This is a genomic window from Syntrophomonas erecta subsp. sporosyntropha (assembly GCF_055395365.1).
The window spans coordinates 2,421,705-2,436,905 of the sequence record NZ_AP042459.1 but is presented as its reverse complement, the minus strand read 5'-3'; the positions used below and the strand labels follow the sequence as shown (position 1 = coordinate 2,436,905).

The 15,201-nt window shown below is 41.2% G+C and carries 16 protein-coding genes; 2 read left to right on the top strand and 14 right to left on the bottom strand.

Annotated features, from left to right (window positions below; translation table 11 throughout):
* From flgB to dprA, 8 genes are all read right to left on the bottom strand, one after another.
* On the bottom strand, window positions 1-414 hold the full coding sequence (gene flgB / locus ACZ5Q0_RS11875) for a flagellar basal body rod protein FlgB (protein ID WP_446820526.1): 414 nt from the start codon (window positions 412-414) through the stop codon (window positions 1-3).
* A gap of 574 nt (window positions 415-988) precedes the next feature.
* Window positions 989-1,771 carry a GTP-sensing pleiotropic transcriptional regulator CodY gene (gene codY, locus ACZ5Q0_RS11870; protein WP_446820528.1) on the bottom strand — a complete coding sequence of 261 codons (783 nt, stop codon included), beginning with the start codon at window positions 1,769-1,771 and terminating at the stop codon, window positions 989-991.
* Between the two features lie 12 nt (window positions 1,772-1,783).
* Complete coding sequence (hslU, locus tag ACZ5Q0_RS11865; RefSeq protein WP_446820529.1) at window positions 1,784-3,184, bottom strand: ATP-dependent protease ATPase subunit HslU; 1,401 nt, start codon at window positions 3,182-3,184, stop codon at window positions 1,784-1,786.
* A 20-nt stretch (window positions 3,185-3,204) separates the two neighbouring features.
* Window positions 3,205-3,738, bottom strand: coding sequence for an ATP-dependent protease subunit HslV (hslV, locus tag ACZ5Q0_RS11860; protein WP_446820530.1), 534 nt, complete (start codon window positions 3,736-3,738; stop codon window positions 3,205-3,207).
* Between the two features lie 3 nt (window positions 3,739-3,741).
* Window positions 3,742-4,653 (bottom strand): tyrosine recombinase XerC, encoded by a 912-nt coding sequence (xerC, locus tag ACZ5Q0_RS11855; protein WP_447182571.1) that lies wholly within the window; start codon window positions 4,651-4,653, stop codon window positions 3,742-3,744.
* Between the two features lie 68 nt (window positions 4,654-4,721).
* Entirely contained in the window at window positions 4,722-6,032 is a 1,311-nt protein-coding gene (trmFO, locus tag ACZ5Q0_RS11850; protein WP_446820532.1) for a methylenetetrahydrofolate--tRNA-(uracil(54)-C(5))-methyltransferase (FADH(2)-oxidizing) TrmFO, read from the bottom strand.
* Window positions 6,029-8,107: a type I DNA topoisomerase gene (gene topA, locus ACZ5Q0_RS11845; protein ID WP_446820533.1), complete on the bottom strand. Its 2,079-nt coding sequence runs from the start codon at window positions 8,105-8,107 to the stop codon at window positions 6,029-6,031. Before topA ends, trmFO begins: the two co-directional genes overlap by 4 nt.
* 31 nt (window positions 8,108-8,138) lie before the next feature.
* Window positions 8,139-9,266, bottom strand: coding sequence for a DNA-processing protein DprA (gene dprA / locus ACZ5Q0_RS11840; RefSeq protein ID WP_464827152.1), 1,128 nt, complete (start codon window positions 9,264-9,266; stop codon window positions 8,139-8,141).
* A 133-nt stretch (window positions 9,267-9,399) separates the two neighbouring features.
* On the opposite strand from dprA, the gene ACZ5Q0_RS11835 reads away from it, so the two are divergent.
* Complete coding sequence (locus ACZ5Q0_RS11835; protein WP_446820535.1) at window positions 9,400-9,573, top strand: hypothetical protein; 174 nt, start codon at window positions 9,400-9,402, stop codon at window positions 9,571-9,573.
* Window positions 9,574-9,599: 26 nt separating this feature from the next.
* Entirely contained in the window at window positions 9,600-9,770 is a 171-nt protein-coding gene (locus ACZ5Q0_RS11830) for a hypothetical protein (protein ID WP_446820536.1), read from the top strand.
* Between the two features lie 48 nt (window positions 9,771-9,818).
* Here ACZ5Q0_RS11830 and ACZ5Q0_RS11825 read toward each other — a convergent pair whose 3' ends face one another.
* The 6 genes from ACZ5Q0_RS11825 to ftsZ form a co-directional block, all read right to left on the bottom strand.
* Window positions 9,819-11,162: a DNA methyltransferase gene (locus ACZ5Q0_RS11825; protein WP_446820537.1), complete on the bottom strand. Its 1,344-nt coding sequence runs from the start codon at window positions 11,160-11,162 to the stop codon at window positions 9,819-9,821.
* 85 nt (window positions 11,163-11,247) lie between these two features.
* Window positions 11,248-11,385: a hypothetical protein gene (locus ACZ5Q0_RS11820; protein WP_446820538.1), complete on the bottom strand. Its 138-nt coding sequence runs from the start codon at window positions 11,383-11,385 to the stop codon at window positions 11,248-11,250.
* A gap of 10 nt (window positions 11,386-11,395) precedes the next feature.
* On the bottom strand, window positions 11,396-12,166 hold the full coding sequence (sigG, locus tag ACZ5Q0_RS11815; RefSeq protein WP_446820539.1) for an RNA polymerase sporulation sigma factor SigG: 771 nt from the start codon (window positions 12,164-12,166) through the stop codon (window positions 11,396-11,398).
* 129 nt (window positions 12,167-12,295) lie between these two features.
* Window positions 12,296-13,018, bottom strand: a complete 723-nt coding sequence (gene sigE, locus ACZ5Q0_RS11810; RefSeq protein ID WP_446820541.1) for an RNA polymerase sporulation sigma factor SigE — start codon at window positions 13,016-13,018, stop codon at window positions 12,296-12,298.
* An 11-nt stretch (window positions 13,019-13,029) separates the two neighbouring features.
* The gene (gene spoIIGA, locus ACZ5Q0_RS11805; protein WP_446820543.1) at window positions 13,030-13,911 is read right to left on the bottom strand and encodes a sigma-E processing peptidase SpoIIGA; all 882 of its coding nucleotides are present in this window, start codon (window positions 13,909-13,911) and stop codon (window positions 13,030-13,032) included.
* A gap of 218 nt (window positions 13,912-14,129) precedes the next feature.
* On the bottom strand, window positions 14,130-15,197 hold the full coding sequence (gene ftsZ, locus ACZ5Q0_RS11800; protein ID WP_446820544.1) for a cell division protein FtsZ: 1,068 nt from the start codon (window positions 15,195-15,197) through the stop codon (window positions 14,130-14,132).
* Window positions 15,198-15,201: the final 4 nt, after the last annotated feature.

Here is a 15,201-nt window from a genome sequence, read left to right as displayed (position 1 = left end):
TTAACTCCTTCCAGTAATAGCCATTCGTAATAAGCGAATCTCCTGACTCATACTCTGAGCCAGAGCATCGTATAATATTTTATTTTTAGCCAACTGAGCTGTTTCCCCATCGATATCTACATTATTTTTATCATTACGATAGCTGATGTGGTTTAAGGCCTGTATCTCAGGCCGGGCATCCACTATCTGATCCTTTACCTGGATATGTCTACCATTAGTCATTCTAAGTTTATCATGAGTTATGTCACTTTGTAGGACATTTTTAAGTTTTTCTTCGAAAATTACTTCCCGGCGTTTATATCCTGGAGTATCTACATTAGCAATGTTGTCTGCTATAACCCGGTTTCGAAGTTCAGTTGCATCCATAGATTTTTGCAACCACCACTGGGTGGAGGAATTTAATAACTTATCCAACAAATTCCCACCTCCTGGTCGAAAACCTTCGACTTTTGTTATATGAATTCCTGCTTATGACAAAATTATAGTTGCTTCACACATAAGATTATATCGGCAAAAGGGGCTATTTACTAATAGGATGGTAAAAAAGTAGTGTAATAGTAGGGACTAAGAGGGAAACCATTGCTGATGTTAATAGCTCACGCTTATGGCACTAAATGGAAGCGCTGCTTTTTATTAAAAGGGCAAAAATTAATGACTAACCAAGTTGGTTAGCCATCAAAATTTTACTATTGATATTATAATATTAATACGGAAATTACTATGACAGTATTGTTAAATTAAATATTACCTACTACTTTTACCAATACTGTTTAATTATGTCCTTATATCCAAGTTATATCTTTGGGCTGCTTATGCCTTACCAGATGTTTCCCACCTGCCCGGTGAACAACCCGCCCCCCTTAGTTATGTAGTTAAGTTTTTAATGTGCTTAACTGCTTCTAAGTGATGATTTATACAGTGAGATAAGTTTATAGATTAAGATGATTGTTCTCCTACATCCTAAGTTCTTCTTAACTTAAGCAGGCAATTATTTTTCAAGTTCTTTAAACAAATAATCGTTTAATACTTTTATGTAAGTTCCTTTCATACCCAGGGAGCGAGATTCTATAACCCCGGCACTTTCAAATTTTCGCAGTGCACTAACAATAACCGATCTGGTAACACCGACTTTATCAGCAATACGGCTGGCTACCAGCAATCCTTCTTTTCCATTTAGTTCGGCCAGAACATGTTCAATAGCTTCCCTTTCTGAATAAGAAAGCGTAGCCAGGGCAATTTGTACTGAAGCCTTATTCCGCGCTTCTTCTTCAGTTCTTTCCGCCTGCATGCGCATAATTTCATTAGCAACTACGATGGCCCCATACTCGGCCAGCACAATATCTTCTTCCGTAAAAGCCGTACTTTTACGCATCAAAATTAGTGTACCAATACGATTAGCCCCACCATACACAGGGGTTATCGACCATATACGCTTTGAACAATCACATCCAAGATCTTCAATGTTAAATATGCATTTATTTCCTTCTGGTAAGGTAAGGTTAGTCATAGTCTGGTGAATTTTTACCAGGTCCTGGTTAAAACTTTCCGGAAATCGTTCTGCATGACTAATTAAATACTCTATCTGCGTACAATCTCCGCCTTTGGCAAAGGCATATCCGACTAATTGACCCCTTCGCCCCACAATAAAAACACTGCATTCCAGATTACTAGATAGTACTTCTGCCATTTCGAAAAAATCCACCGGGTTACCACTGATTTTTTGCAAAATCTTATTAATGGCCCGGGATTTTTCTAATAGAGATTTTGCCACCTGTACAACCTCCTACAAAACATACCTGCTTAAGTCCTCATCCTCAATAATCTTTTTCAGTTTTTCCATAACAAAGGCTGCATCAATTTCTATTTCCTGTCCACTGAGTTGAGGAGCGTCAAATAGCAGATCTTCCAGTACTTTTTCCATTATGGTATGCAACCTGCGCGCACCAATGTTTTCAGTCCTGGCATTCACTTCATAAGCCGTATCAGCAATATAATCAATAGCCTCCTCGGTAAAGGATACCCGAACCTTTTCGGTCGACAAAAGAGCTACATACTGTTTAATAAGTGAATTATGAGGTTCGGTAAAAATCCTCCTTAAATCTTCCCGGCTTAAGCTCTCCAACTCTACCCTAATCGGAAATCTACCTTGCAGTTCGGGAATTAAATCAGAGGGTTTGCTAACATGAAAAGCTCCCGCTGCTATAAAGAGGATGTGGTCGGTTTTTACCGGTCCATATTTAGTCATTACGGTTGAGCCTTCCACTATGGGTAATATGTCTCTTTGCACTCCACCCCGGGAAACATCCGGTCCATAGCTACCCTCCTGTCCGGCTATTTTATCAATCTCGTCCAGAAAAATAATACCATCCTCTTCTACCCTGCAAATAGCCTGCCGATGAACTTCGTCTATATCAATAAGGCCCTGAGCTTCTTCATCAGTAAGAATTTTTCTGGCTTCACTAATTCTTACCTTTCTTTTTTTCTTTTTTTTCGGGATCAGATTGCCAAACATATCCTGCATATTGATACCCATCTCTTCTACTCCCGAACCAGAAAACACCTCCATAAAAGAAGGGGTTTTCTCTTCCACTTCTATTTCTATAAACTCATCTTCCAGTTCCCATCGCGATAGCTTTTGCTTTATAATTTCCCGCTTTTGTTCTATCTCTTTTAAGCGCAGGGCATAATTTTCATCTCCATCTTGCGGTTCATTATTCTGACCAAACAAAAAATCAAAGGGGGTCTTAACTGCTTTACTTTTCCTTTGGGGAAGAGGAAGAATACAGTCAACGATACGCTCTTCCGCCAGTCGTGCCGCCTTTTCTTCCACTTCTTCCATCTTTTCCTGTTTTACCATGCGTATAGCCGTCTCAACTAGATCGCGAACCATGGAGTCTACATCCCGACCTACATAACCGACCTCAGTAAACTTACTGGCTTCCACCTTTATAAAGGGGGCTTTAACTAGTTTAGCCAAACGGCGTGCAATTTCAGTTTTACCTACACCAGTAGAACCTATCATAATGATGTTTTTAGGGTAAATTTCTTCTTTCATTTCATCAGTCAGTAATTTGCGGCGATAACGATTGCGCAAAGCTATGGCTACTGCTTTCTTAGCCTCCTGCTGCCCGACAATATACTTATCCAGCTCCGCAACTACTTCCCGGGGGGTTAACTCTGCCAATGCACCAATCTCCTTTACCTCTATTCAATCACTTCTACATTTATATGGTCATTAGTATATATACATATTTCCGACGCTATATTCATGGCCTGTTGGACAATCTCACCAGCGTCCAGATCAGTAAACCGGTACAGCGCACGAGCTGCTGCCAGGGCATAGGGTGCACCGGATCCAATGGCCGCAATTCCCTCATCCGGTTCTATAAGCTCCCCATTCCCGGAAATAATAAATATTTTTTCCCGGTCAGCTACCAGTAAAAGTGCTTCTAACCTGCGCAAAACCCGGTCAGAACGCCATTCTTTGGCAATCTCTACCGCTGCCTTGGTTAAATTCCCCCCGGCCTGCTTAAGTTTTTCTTCAAATTTGGCAAACAGGGTAAAGGCATCTGCCACTGATCCGGCAAAACCAGCCACAACATGGCCATCATACAGCCGGCGAATCTTGTTAGCGTTTTGTTTCATTATCGTGTTCTGTCCAAAAGTAACCTGCCCATCACCAGCCATGGCCGTCTGGTCTCCTTTTCGAACCGCCACAATAGTCGTAGCTTCAAACATATCTTACCTCCGTGGGTGTTTATCATTATGTATAGTCTTTATATCTTCACGGGTTAAATGAGTATAAATCTGGGTGGTAGAAAGTTTAACATGTCCCAACAGTTCTTGAACAGAGCGAAGATCCGCACCCGCATTCAAAAGGTGAGTAGCAAAGGAATGTCTCAAGGTGTGCGGACTCACCTTTTGGTTTAATGCTACCTGATCTACATACTTGTTTAATATGTTACGGACACTCCGTTCCGATAATCGGCTACCATATTTATTTAGAAAAACCGCATTATCAACAGTGGCATTCTTAGCCTGAAGTAGGGGGCGACTGTGACTAAGATATATACTAATCCCTTCCCGGGCCTTACTACCTAAGGGAACAATTCTTTCTTTGTTGCCTTTCCCCCTCACCTTAATCAGTTCTTCGTCAATAAATATATCGTCCACATTTAAACCCGTCAGTTCACTTACCCTTAGACCAGTAGCATATAACGTTTCCAGTATAGCTTTATCGCGAATGCCCATGGTTTTACTTACATCAGGAGCCTCTAATAGCACTTCCATCTCCACCGGGTAAAGAAATTTAGGGAGTTTTTTATCCTGCTTAGGAGTGGCTACTGCCGCGATCGGGTTACTTTCCAACACATTTTCCCGGCAAAGATAGCGGACAAAAGAACGTAAAGCAGCCAGTTTTCTGGCCATAGTTGCCCGACTCATTCCTTTTTCCTGCATTTGGGCCAAATATTGGCGAACTGATTTATGGTTTAAGAGATTTGTGGATATGCTTTGCTGGGGAACAGCATACTCTTGAGACAGAAAGGTAAAAAACTGGATCAGATCAGTCCGATAACTGATTAATGTGAGATTGGAAGCACTTCTTTCAATCCGCAGATGGTCGAGAAAACCCTCAATATGTTGAGAAAGCATGCTATTTCGCCTCTATTTCTTACATCTAAAGCCATGCTAGCATAAGGATAATTAATTTACAACTGTTGTTATAACGATTCAGAAAATTTATCCATTTCCGCCCAGGCTCTTTTTACATACAACTGATAGCGTTGCCGTTTATCTTTAATTCTCATTTCCAGCGGTGGAAGCAGGCCAAAATTAGCATTAATAGGCTGAAAATTTTTATCCTGAGCTGAAGTAATAAAGTTAATCAGGGAACCTAGCATCGTATATTGCCCAGGAGAGACTAACTCTAATTTTTTTACAAGACGGGCCGCATTAATACCGGCAATTATACCAGTTGCGGCTGATTCCATATATCCTTCCACCCCGGTAATTTGACCAGCAAAAAACAGTCCCGGATAGTTTTTCATCTGTAAGAAAAGGTTAAGCAACCGCGGACTGTTTATATAGGTATTACGATGCATTACCCCATACCGGACAAACTCTGCTTCTTTTAGAGCAGGAATAAGACGCAAGATGCGGTCCTGTTCCCTCCAGCGCAAACGGGTCTGAAATCCCACTAAACCAAACACATTGCCTTCACGATCCTCCTGGCGCAACTGCAAAACTGCATAGGGTTTTTCTTCACTACCAGGTATACTCAACCCTACCGGACGCATCGGTCCAAAACGCAGTGTGTCAACCCCGCGACGAGCCATTACTTCAATCGGTGTACAACCTGAGAAAAACACACTTTTGTCTATACTATGGCCCTCTTTGACATCTGCCTCTACCAATTCCTGGTGAAAACGCTCATATTCCTGCCGGCTGAGGGGACAGTTCAGATAATCATCACTTCCCTTCCCATAGCGGGAAGCCCGAAATACTTTATTATCATCCAGGCTCTGGGCAGTAACACTAGGTGCTACTGCATCATAAAAGTACAAACTATCTTCACCTGTTAATAGACCTATATGTTCGGACAAATCATCTGAGGTCAACGGTCCAGTAGCTACAACCGTTATCCCTTCCCGGGGAATTTCACCTACCTCCTGGCGGATAACTTCTATCAATGGATGAGACACTACCTGTTTTGTAACCAGCCGGGAAAAATGCTGACGGTCTACCGCCAGAGCAGATCCAGCCGGAACCCTGGCTTGCTTAGCACAACTAAGTACTAGGGAATGCAAAATACTCATCTCTTGCTTTAATAAACCCTGAGAACTATCTTCCAGCTCGGATTTTAGCGAATTACTGCAAACTAGTTCGGCCAGATCACCAGTTTGATGAACTGGCGTATTTTTAACCGGCCGCATTTCCCATAATCTTACCTTTATTCCTTCTTCGGCTATTCGGTAGGCAGCTTCGCATCCGGCCAAGCCTCCACCAATAACGTTGACTACTTCCAAATTCATATCCCCGCTTCTTGACGATACTTACATTCACTGTTCTGACAGATGATTTCTGGTTCCCGGTTACGGTTAGCTTTTTCTACCATAGCATCTCCACACTGGGGACATTTTTCCCCGGTAGGTTTGTTCCAGGAACGAAAATCGCATTCCGGGTAATTGCTGCACCCAAAAAAGCGACGTCCTTTTTTAGTCTTTAAAGCCACTATGCTACCATTGCATTTGGGACAGGTGACCCCGGTTTCTTCATTAATAGACTCAGTATGACGACACTCTGGAAAACCAGAACAAGCCAGAAATTTACCAAATCGGCCAAATTTAATAAGCAGTGGTCGCCCGCATTCAGGACAGTCTTTACCAGCCTCTTCGTCACGTATTTCCACTTTTTCTATCAGTTCCTGCGCCTTTTCCAGATCAGCTGCAAAAGGTTCATAAAAATCACGGATTACTTTTTTCCATTGCGTCTGTCCCTCTTCGACCAGATCAAGTTCCTCTTCCATATGAGCGGTGAACTCTACCTCAACTATATTAGGAAAATTTTGTTTTAACAGATCCACTACGATAAATCCCAATTCGGTGGGAACAAACTGTTTGTTCTGTCTCTCCACATAATGCCTTTTAAGTATAGTATCAATTATAGGAGCATAAGTACTGGGGCGACCGATGTTTTTTTCCTCTAATAATTTAACCAGGCTGGCTTCTGTAAACCTGGGAGGAGGTTGGGTAAAATGTTGCTCGGGCTTAATTTCATCTAAATTTAAAACCTGCCCTTTTTTTAGTTCCGGAATAGGATTTTTTACTTCATCTTCTTCCAGTTCCTGATATACCTTCTTATAACCGGGAAATTTTAGTTGGGAGGAAGTTGCCCTTAACTGGTAATCACCGGCAGCTATATCTACTGCCAGTGTATCGTATACGGCTGGCATCATCTGACTACTAACAAAACGCTCCCATATAAGCTTATACAAGCGATGTTGATCCCGGCTTAGAAATGGTTTAACACTTTCCGGGGTACGGAAAACTGAAGTAGGGCGAATAGCTTCATGGGCATCCTGGGAAGTTTTTCTAGTCTTATACTCATTAGCAGTCTGCGGAGCATATTCAGGACCGTATTTTTCACTAATAAATCCCAAGGCTTCTTCCTGGGCTACTGCTGCTACCCGGGTAGAATCAGTACGCAAATAGGTGATTAAACCTACGGTGCCTTCTTTACCAATCTCCAGTCCTTCGTACAATTCCTGGGCAACCCGCATAGTCCTCTGGGAATAAAAGTTAAGGCGTCGGGAAGCTTCCTGTTGCATAGTACTGGTGGTAAAAGGAGCATTAGGCTTTTTCCTTTTTTCTTTTCTATCAATTCGGGATACATTAAAAGTAAGTTCCTGCAGATCTTTAACGATCTGATCCTTTTGTTCCCCATTTTTTATTTCCAGCTTTTTATTTTGGAACCCGGTTAAACGGGCACTAAAGATCTTTCCATCATCAGTAGCTACTAAAACCTCTACGGTCCAATATTCTTCAGGGTTAAAAGCGCGGATTTCTTCTTCTCTCTGGCAAATTAACCTGACTACTACCGACTGAACTCGACCCGCACTTAATCCTTTACGCACTTTATTCCATAATAAAGGACTTAAATTATAACCCACCAGCCGGTCTAAAACACGGCGGGCTTGCTGGGCATTAACCCGATCAATATCAATCGGGCGGGAATTTTTTATAGCTTTTTTAACTGCCTCCTTGGTTATCTCATGAAATTCAATCCGGCACTTACTATTTGGATCAATTTTAATGGCATTCTGCAGATGCCAGGCAATAGCTTCCCCTTCCCGGTCAGGGTCTGTAGCTAAAAGAACTCGACTAGCTTTTTGGGCTTCGTCTTTTATTTCTTTGAGCAAATCCCCTTTGCCCCGTATGGTAATATACTGGGGTTCAAAATCGTTTTCGATATTTATACCCAGCTTACTTTTAGGCAGGTCCTTAATGTGTCCCACCGAAGCCTTAACCTTATACCCTTTACCTAAAAACTTACCCAGGGTTTTGGCTTTGGCTGCTGACTCAACTATAACTAGTGTATTGACCGCCAAACAAATCACCTCTCCGTGCCCTTACTGTTTATTAAATCTTTACATAGTAATTACCAGGTAAAGATTTTACTATGCCTTTTAACTCTAGTTTTAATAATATTGTACTCAACTGGCCGATCTCCATACCGGATTGTCGTAAAATCAAATCAAAATGACAAGGGTCAAATTCAAGCTGTTCAACTATTTTGGCCTCCTCGTCCTCTAGTAACGGTAAAACTTCTTGCTGTAATTGTAAACACTCACCAGGCAAAATATGCAGGTATTCATTGATGATATCCTCTATTTCAGTAACCGGAATAGCCCCCTGTTTTATAAGTTCATTAGTCCCCTGACTTGTCATACTAGTCACCGGACCTGGTAAGGCAAAAACATCCCTACCCTGTTCCAGGGCAAAATTAGCTGTAATAAGAGCGCCACTTTTTTTTCGAGCTTCTATCACCATTACCCCCTGGCTTAAACCAGATATAATGCGGTTACGCCGGGGAAAATTACCTGGTTCCGGAGGCATATGTAATGGAAATTCGCTTAATACCAAACCCCGACAGCCTATATCTTCAAACAATGCCCGATTCTCTTTGGGATAAACTACATCTAAGCCAGATCCGAGAACGGCAATTGTCTTACCGCCACTTTCCAGTACGCCTAGATGGGCCTGGGTATCTATCCCCCTAGCCATTCCGCTTACCACGGTTATTTTAAGTTCTCCCAGCTGCCCGGCTATTTTTCTGGCCATGGTTTTACCATAGGTGGTCGCAGCACGTGAGCCTACCACGGCCACACACAGGTTACCGGCAACAGCCAGGTCCCCCCGATAATACATTAAAATCGGAGCATCGGGTATAGTACGTAATAACCCAGGATAAGCGGTTTCATCATAACATATAAGATCAAATCCCTGAACCAGCAACTTTTCCAATTCATGAACCGGGTCAATCTTTAACCGCCTTTTTAATACAAAATCGATGACTTCTGCCTTAAAAGGTGTTTGTTGTAAACTCTTGTTATCAGCCTTAAAAAAAACGGCAAAACTTTTAAAGTTTTCTTTGATCCACCATAAACTGCGGTTTCCTATACCTGGCACTGAATGCAACCAGGCCAGGCAAGCCTTCTCCAGCAGATCCATTCCCGTTCCCCCATCTCCCCAAATATCTAAAGCCATTGATACCATAAAAAACAATAAGGCGCAAGTATATTTACAAAATTTAGCACTTGCCATTACAAAATATACCGGGTCATTTTTATTAGAGAACGGAAAAAATATTAGTAATAAAATATGTAAAGGAGGGTTCCAAATGTTTCCCGGTCTTATAGATTATAAAAATTCCCTTAACCGCAAAATGTTTAATCAAGACCGTATTGATCCCGGGTCTTTCAGTATGTTTGAAAATGGTTGGTGGGTTTTGCACACTGCCGCCATCGCCGGTGTGTTTTGGATAGGTTATCAAATGGCTAAAAACCGTCAATAAAAAATACTATTTTATAGGAGGCAGTTATGAGAATATATCATTCTGAACCTCTACATCGTAGAAAAAATAAGATTAAAATTCCTCTGCGCAAAGAAGATATAATGGATGAAAATGTTTATGAAGATGTATGGCTTCCCCTGGATAATAAGGAAGAAGATATTACTCATTTAATTCAACAAAATCGTCTTCACTCCTAAAAAAACTCCCATTGGTTCTGACACCAATGGGAGTTTTATATTATACTTTTAGGCTTTTAAAGACTTTGAACAGCTATTTCCGAAAATATCCCATACTTTCACAGTAATCTGGGGGCTCTGGTTAACCGGAACTAAAACAGCTAACTCCAAAGGTAGAATATATCCTTTTTTTGATGATTGCCCGGCAACCTGTACCTGTGAACAGAAGATTTCCTGGGAGCAGTCCAGATCCAATTCCCATAAATCTATTAGTAATTTTCCCGGAGTATTCACTTCCAGCTCGTTTCCCACCTGATAGTCAAGAATACGTATATCAAGACGATCTAACTCGACATTATGAGATATTCGTTCCACTGTCACTATCAGCCTGCTATCATTAGGCTTATTATCCTCTATCGAAGCAATGGTGAAGGGACGAGCCGCCATTTCCAGCAGCCGGTGCAGGGTTGTTTGTATGGCTACCGGACTGGAGTCGGCAATTATCCAATTGCGATCAATTTCTTCACAAACTTCTGCCATTGTTCCAGACCCGGCATAAAAGTCACCTACCAGACTACCCGGGTTACTACCGGCCGATACTATTCTTTTTAGTAATGCCATTGGTTTTTGGGTAGGAAACTTTTTATTTTCATAGGCAGTAGGACTCAATATTTTATTAATATCCACCCACCAGTCTTGCATCAAAGCTCCCCTTTCATCCAGCCGGTACTTATCCCCTTTTACCCTGGTTAAACCACGCTGTAGAGTCCCTGGTGTATAAGGACGGTACTGGGGATTAAAAATATATTTATCAGTCTTAGCATACCAGAGAATAATATCATGCTTACGATGAAAATGGCGGCGAGAGGCACTTCCTCCTCCATAACACCATACAATTTCATTAATAAAATTATCCGGAGAAAATACTTCATCCAACACTATCTTTACATAATGATGGATATGCCAGTCCAGGTGAACGAATAAGTTCCCTTGAGGGGAGAGTAATTCCTTAATAACCAGCAAACGCCGGCGCAACTGACCTAAATAAGCCGCCATTCCATCTTTCCAAACATCACTGAACACCGTTCGCTGGACAGGATACGACTGCCTACCATTCCCGACCATAACTTTGGAAGTGTAGTAACTGTCACTAAAATAAGGCGGATCCAAATAGATAAGATCGAATCTACTCTGGTATCCGTTATCATTCAAGTAGTGTAGGGTCTTTAAATTGTCACCCTGGATTATCTGGTTATTGGTTAAGGCAGTTAAGTCTGATGGTACGGGAGAAAATACGGCCGCATCACCAGTTAAACATGGAAAAACTTTTTCTATTTCCCGGTAATTATAATTACTATCTTCCTGAGAAGGGTCATTAAATATTAAATTGACATTGTATTTATTTTCTTTCATTGATTTTCCCCAAATTCCATACTTATGACCTATTGTAACATAAAAAAACAGCCCTGTTAGACAGGACCGCTCTTAACTGATACTTTTATTTAAAAACTACATCTAGTTGTACCAGGTTATCTGGTGTAAAAGCAGGCTGATTTATGAATATATCGGTAGTAATGGGAATTAACAGGGCTAGGATAACAGCTATTAATACAATCGTGACTAAGCTTCTGGCCATGTTTTCCCCCCTAAATGTGTTTTTTTAATTGCTTTAAAGCGGCTTTTTCCAAACGGGAAACCTGGGCCTGGGAGATACCGATTTCATCTGCTACTTCCATCTGTGTTCTACCCTGGAAAAACCGTAGTGATATAATGTGCTTTTCCCGGTCATTTAATTTCTTCATAGCCTCTTTTATGGCTATTTCTTCTAACCATAACTCATCAGTATTCTTTTCATCGCTGATTTGATCCATTACTAGAATAGGATCACCGCCATCATTGTAGATTGGTTCAAAAAGAGAAACCGGTTCCTGAATCGCATCCAGAGCAAACACAACCTCTTCCCGGGGCACATTTAATTCTTCTGCTATTTGCCCCAGGGTTGGTTCTTCCGAGTTACTGACCATCAATCTTTCCCGTACTTGCAAAGTTTTATAAGCTATATCTCGTAAAGAACGGGATACCCTTATAGCATTATTATCCCGGAGATAACGCCGGATTTCCCCAATAATCATGGGAACAGCATAAGTTGAAAATCTTACATTCTGACCAAGATCGAAATTATCAATAGCTTTTATCAGACCGATGCAGCCAACTTGAAATAGGTCATCAACATATTCCCCTCGGTTGCTAAAACGTTGAATTACGCTTAGAACTAGCCGGAGATTTCCTTGAATAAGGGTTTCCCGTGCCCTGATTTCCCCTGACTGCATCTGCCGGAAAAGTATCCGCATTTCATCATTTTTTAGTACCGGAAGTTTAGAAGTATTTACACCGCATATTTCTACCTTGTTGATCAATACACCTGCTCCTTCCGCTGCTGTAGTTATGTTAAGGTTGGTCTAGACATGCCATTAAATAGCTTTTAAGTTCATTAAAATTATTTACTAATTTGAGAATTATTATTCGATGATCAACCAGATAATTAATTATTCAATTTTGCGGATTTCTCGCTGTAACCGCTTTAGAATACGTTTTTCCAGGCGGGATATGTAAGATTGTGATATCCCCAGGATATCAGCCACTTCCTTTTGGGTCTTCTCACTCCCATCTTCCAGTCCAAATCGTAGTTTAATTATGGTCTTTTCCCGTGAACTTAACTTGTGCATAGCCTGCCATAATAAACTTTTTTCTACTTCCCCCTCAATTTTTTTATAAATCATATCTCCATCAGTTCCCAAAACATCTGATAGCAAAAGCTCATTACCATCCCAATCTACATTGAGTGGTTCATCCAAAGAAACCTCGGCCCGGTTCTTCAAGTTACGCCTCAGATACATAAGAATTTCATTTTCAATACATCGGGAAGCATAAGTGGCTAACTTTATATTTTTCTTAGGTTGAAAAGTATTTACCGCTTTAATTAAACCAATAGTTCCAATTGATACTAGATCTTCAATGTTAATACCCGTATTTTCGAACTTTTTAGCTATATATACTACCAAACGCAGGTTATGTTCAATTAAAACAGTTTTTACCGTCATATCTCCCTGGTCCAACCTGAATATAAGATCTGCTTCTTCCTTCTCCTTTAACGGGGGTGGCAGTACTTCTGTTGACCCGATATAATAAATAAATTCGGGCATTTTCCACCTGATATATAGATTAATCAGGCCTATACGTAACTTCTTTAACCTGTCTACAATAATCATTTTTTACCTCCCTAATTTTTTTGTACCATTTCGGAAGGAATTAATAGTTGGTAGCTTCCCTCGGTACTTAATGATTCCTTATAAATACCTACTACCGCATTGGGATGCGAGGACCGTTTCTTGCCACTGCCCACTACAATTTCGTCAGCTCTCACCCCTATAAGCAGGCCGTTTCTTTTTCCTATAGAAGAAAAGGGTATTAGTCTTAAACGATTAGCCCAGCTGCATCGTGATAACCCATCCAGCATTTCACCTTCATTGCTTATGCCCTCAAATACCTGTTGGAAATCTTGTGGCAGGCAGGCTTTTATAAGCCCGTATTCAGCTACTACTACCGGCCGATCAGTAAGTGGATCACGTAAACCATTGCCAGTGTCTACAAACCCCTGTCCGGTACAACTCTTTTCGTTAAAACATAATCGGACCGGGTACTTCAACAGATTAGGGATGATCTTTTTAGCCAACAGCTTCTCTCCACACCAACCAATTAAGAGTGCACATAAGATCCCCCCTAACAACCATAAATACGAAAACGAAATTGGTGCAGTATGATTGTAAAAAAAATAGGAGGTAGCTATACTGGCACCGGCCACCATAAAGCTGATACCATAAAAATATAATACTGCTTTCTTAAATCCGTCCCAGTTGCGAGGCCATAAACCTAGTACTACTAATAAACACGAAAATAGTACTTTCATGGGGATAATGTAGTACCCGGATAACCCGGGCATTAGATACCCAACTGCATAAATCCCCCCCAGTAAAGAAGCCACAACTAATCGGGAATACACAACTGGTATACCTGCCAACCGGGCCGTTGCCCAGAGAATAAAAAAATCCATACCAAAGTTAACTAAAAAGGTAATATCTGCATAGATTATGGGCCCATTCATAATTTTTCACCCTGTTTTAAGTTAATTATTTAAGGCCGCCGAAATTACGCTAATTAATACCTATGCCGGTCAACCTCTTGCCATGTATTCCAAATTATACCAGAATGCTAACCGTAAATTTGTAATATTAGCGTCTTTCTCTTTAGTCACAAATTTCCCAGAAAACAAATAAACCGGGAAATAATTCCCGGTCAAATGACTGTTATTTTTAATCGTTTTTATTTACGACGTAGAAAGGGAGGAATTTCCAGGTCGTTTTTGTCCAAGAATGAACTAGGAGAATCCATATGTCGAGAGCTACGAGGGTTTTCTACAGGTTGCTGGGATTTAGGGGTATTAAATCCAGTAGCAATAACGGTAACTGTTACTTCATCTTCCAGGCCTTCATTAATATTAGCTCCAAATATAATATTTGCTTCCATATCCGCTGCCTGGTGAATAATTTCGGCAGCCTCATTAATCTCAAACAGAGTAAGGTCATTGCCACCGGTAATATTGAACAACACGCCTTTGGCACCTTCAATTGAAGTTTCCAGCAGGGGACTGGATATAGCCATACGGGCTGCCTCAGCCGCCCGGCTTTCACCTTTGGCTCTCCCAATACCCATTAAAGCAGAACCGGTATTTTGCATAACTGTTTGCACATCAGCAAAGTCACAATTGATTATACCGGGAACAGCAATAAGGTCTGATATGCCCTGAACCCCCTGCCTTAATATATCATCAGCTATCTTAAAGGCATCATTAAAATTAGTATGTTTATCTACAACCTGCAATAAGCGGTCATTAGGTATAGTAATTAAACTATCAACTTCTTCACGTAATGCTTGTATACCGTGTTCAGCCTGATTATTTCTTTTTCTTCCCTCAAAAGTAAAAGGCTTGGTTACAACCCCTACCGTTAACGCACCAATTTCCTTGGCAATCTTCGCTATGATAGGAGCTCCACCAGTACCGGTTCCACCACCCATACCAGCAGTAACAAAGACCATATCTGCACCAGCTAGGGATTTCTTGATCTCATCAGCTGACTCCTCAGCTGCCTTTTTACCTATTTCCGGGTCAGCCCCTGCCCCCAAACCTTTAGTTAGTTTTTCCCCTAGCTGGATCTTTTTCTCAGCCCTAGAAAGGTATAGTGCCTGTGAATCAGTATTTACAGCTATAAACTCTACACCTTTTAATCCTGCCTCGATCATTCGGTTGATGGCATTATTTCCACCCCCACCAACCCCGATTACCTTAATATCAGCAAATTGCTGCATTTCTACGTCAAAGTCCAGCGGCATTTAA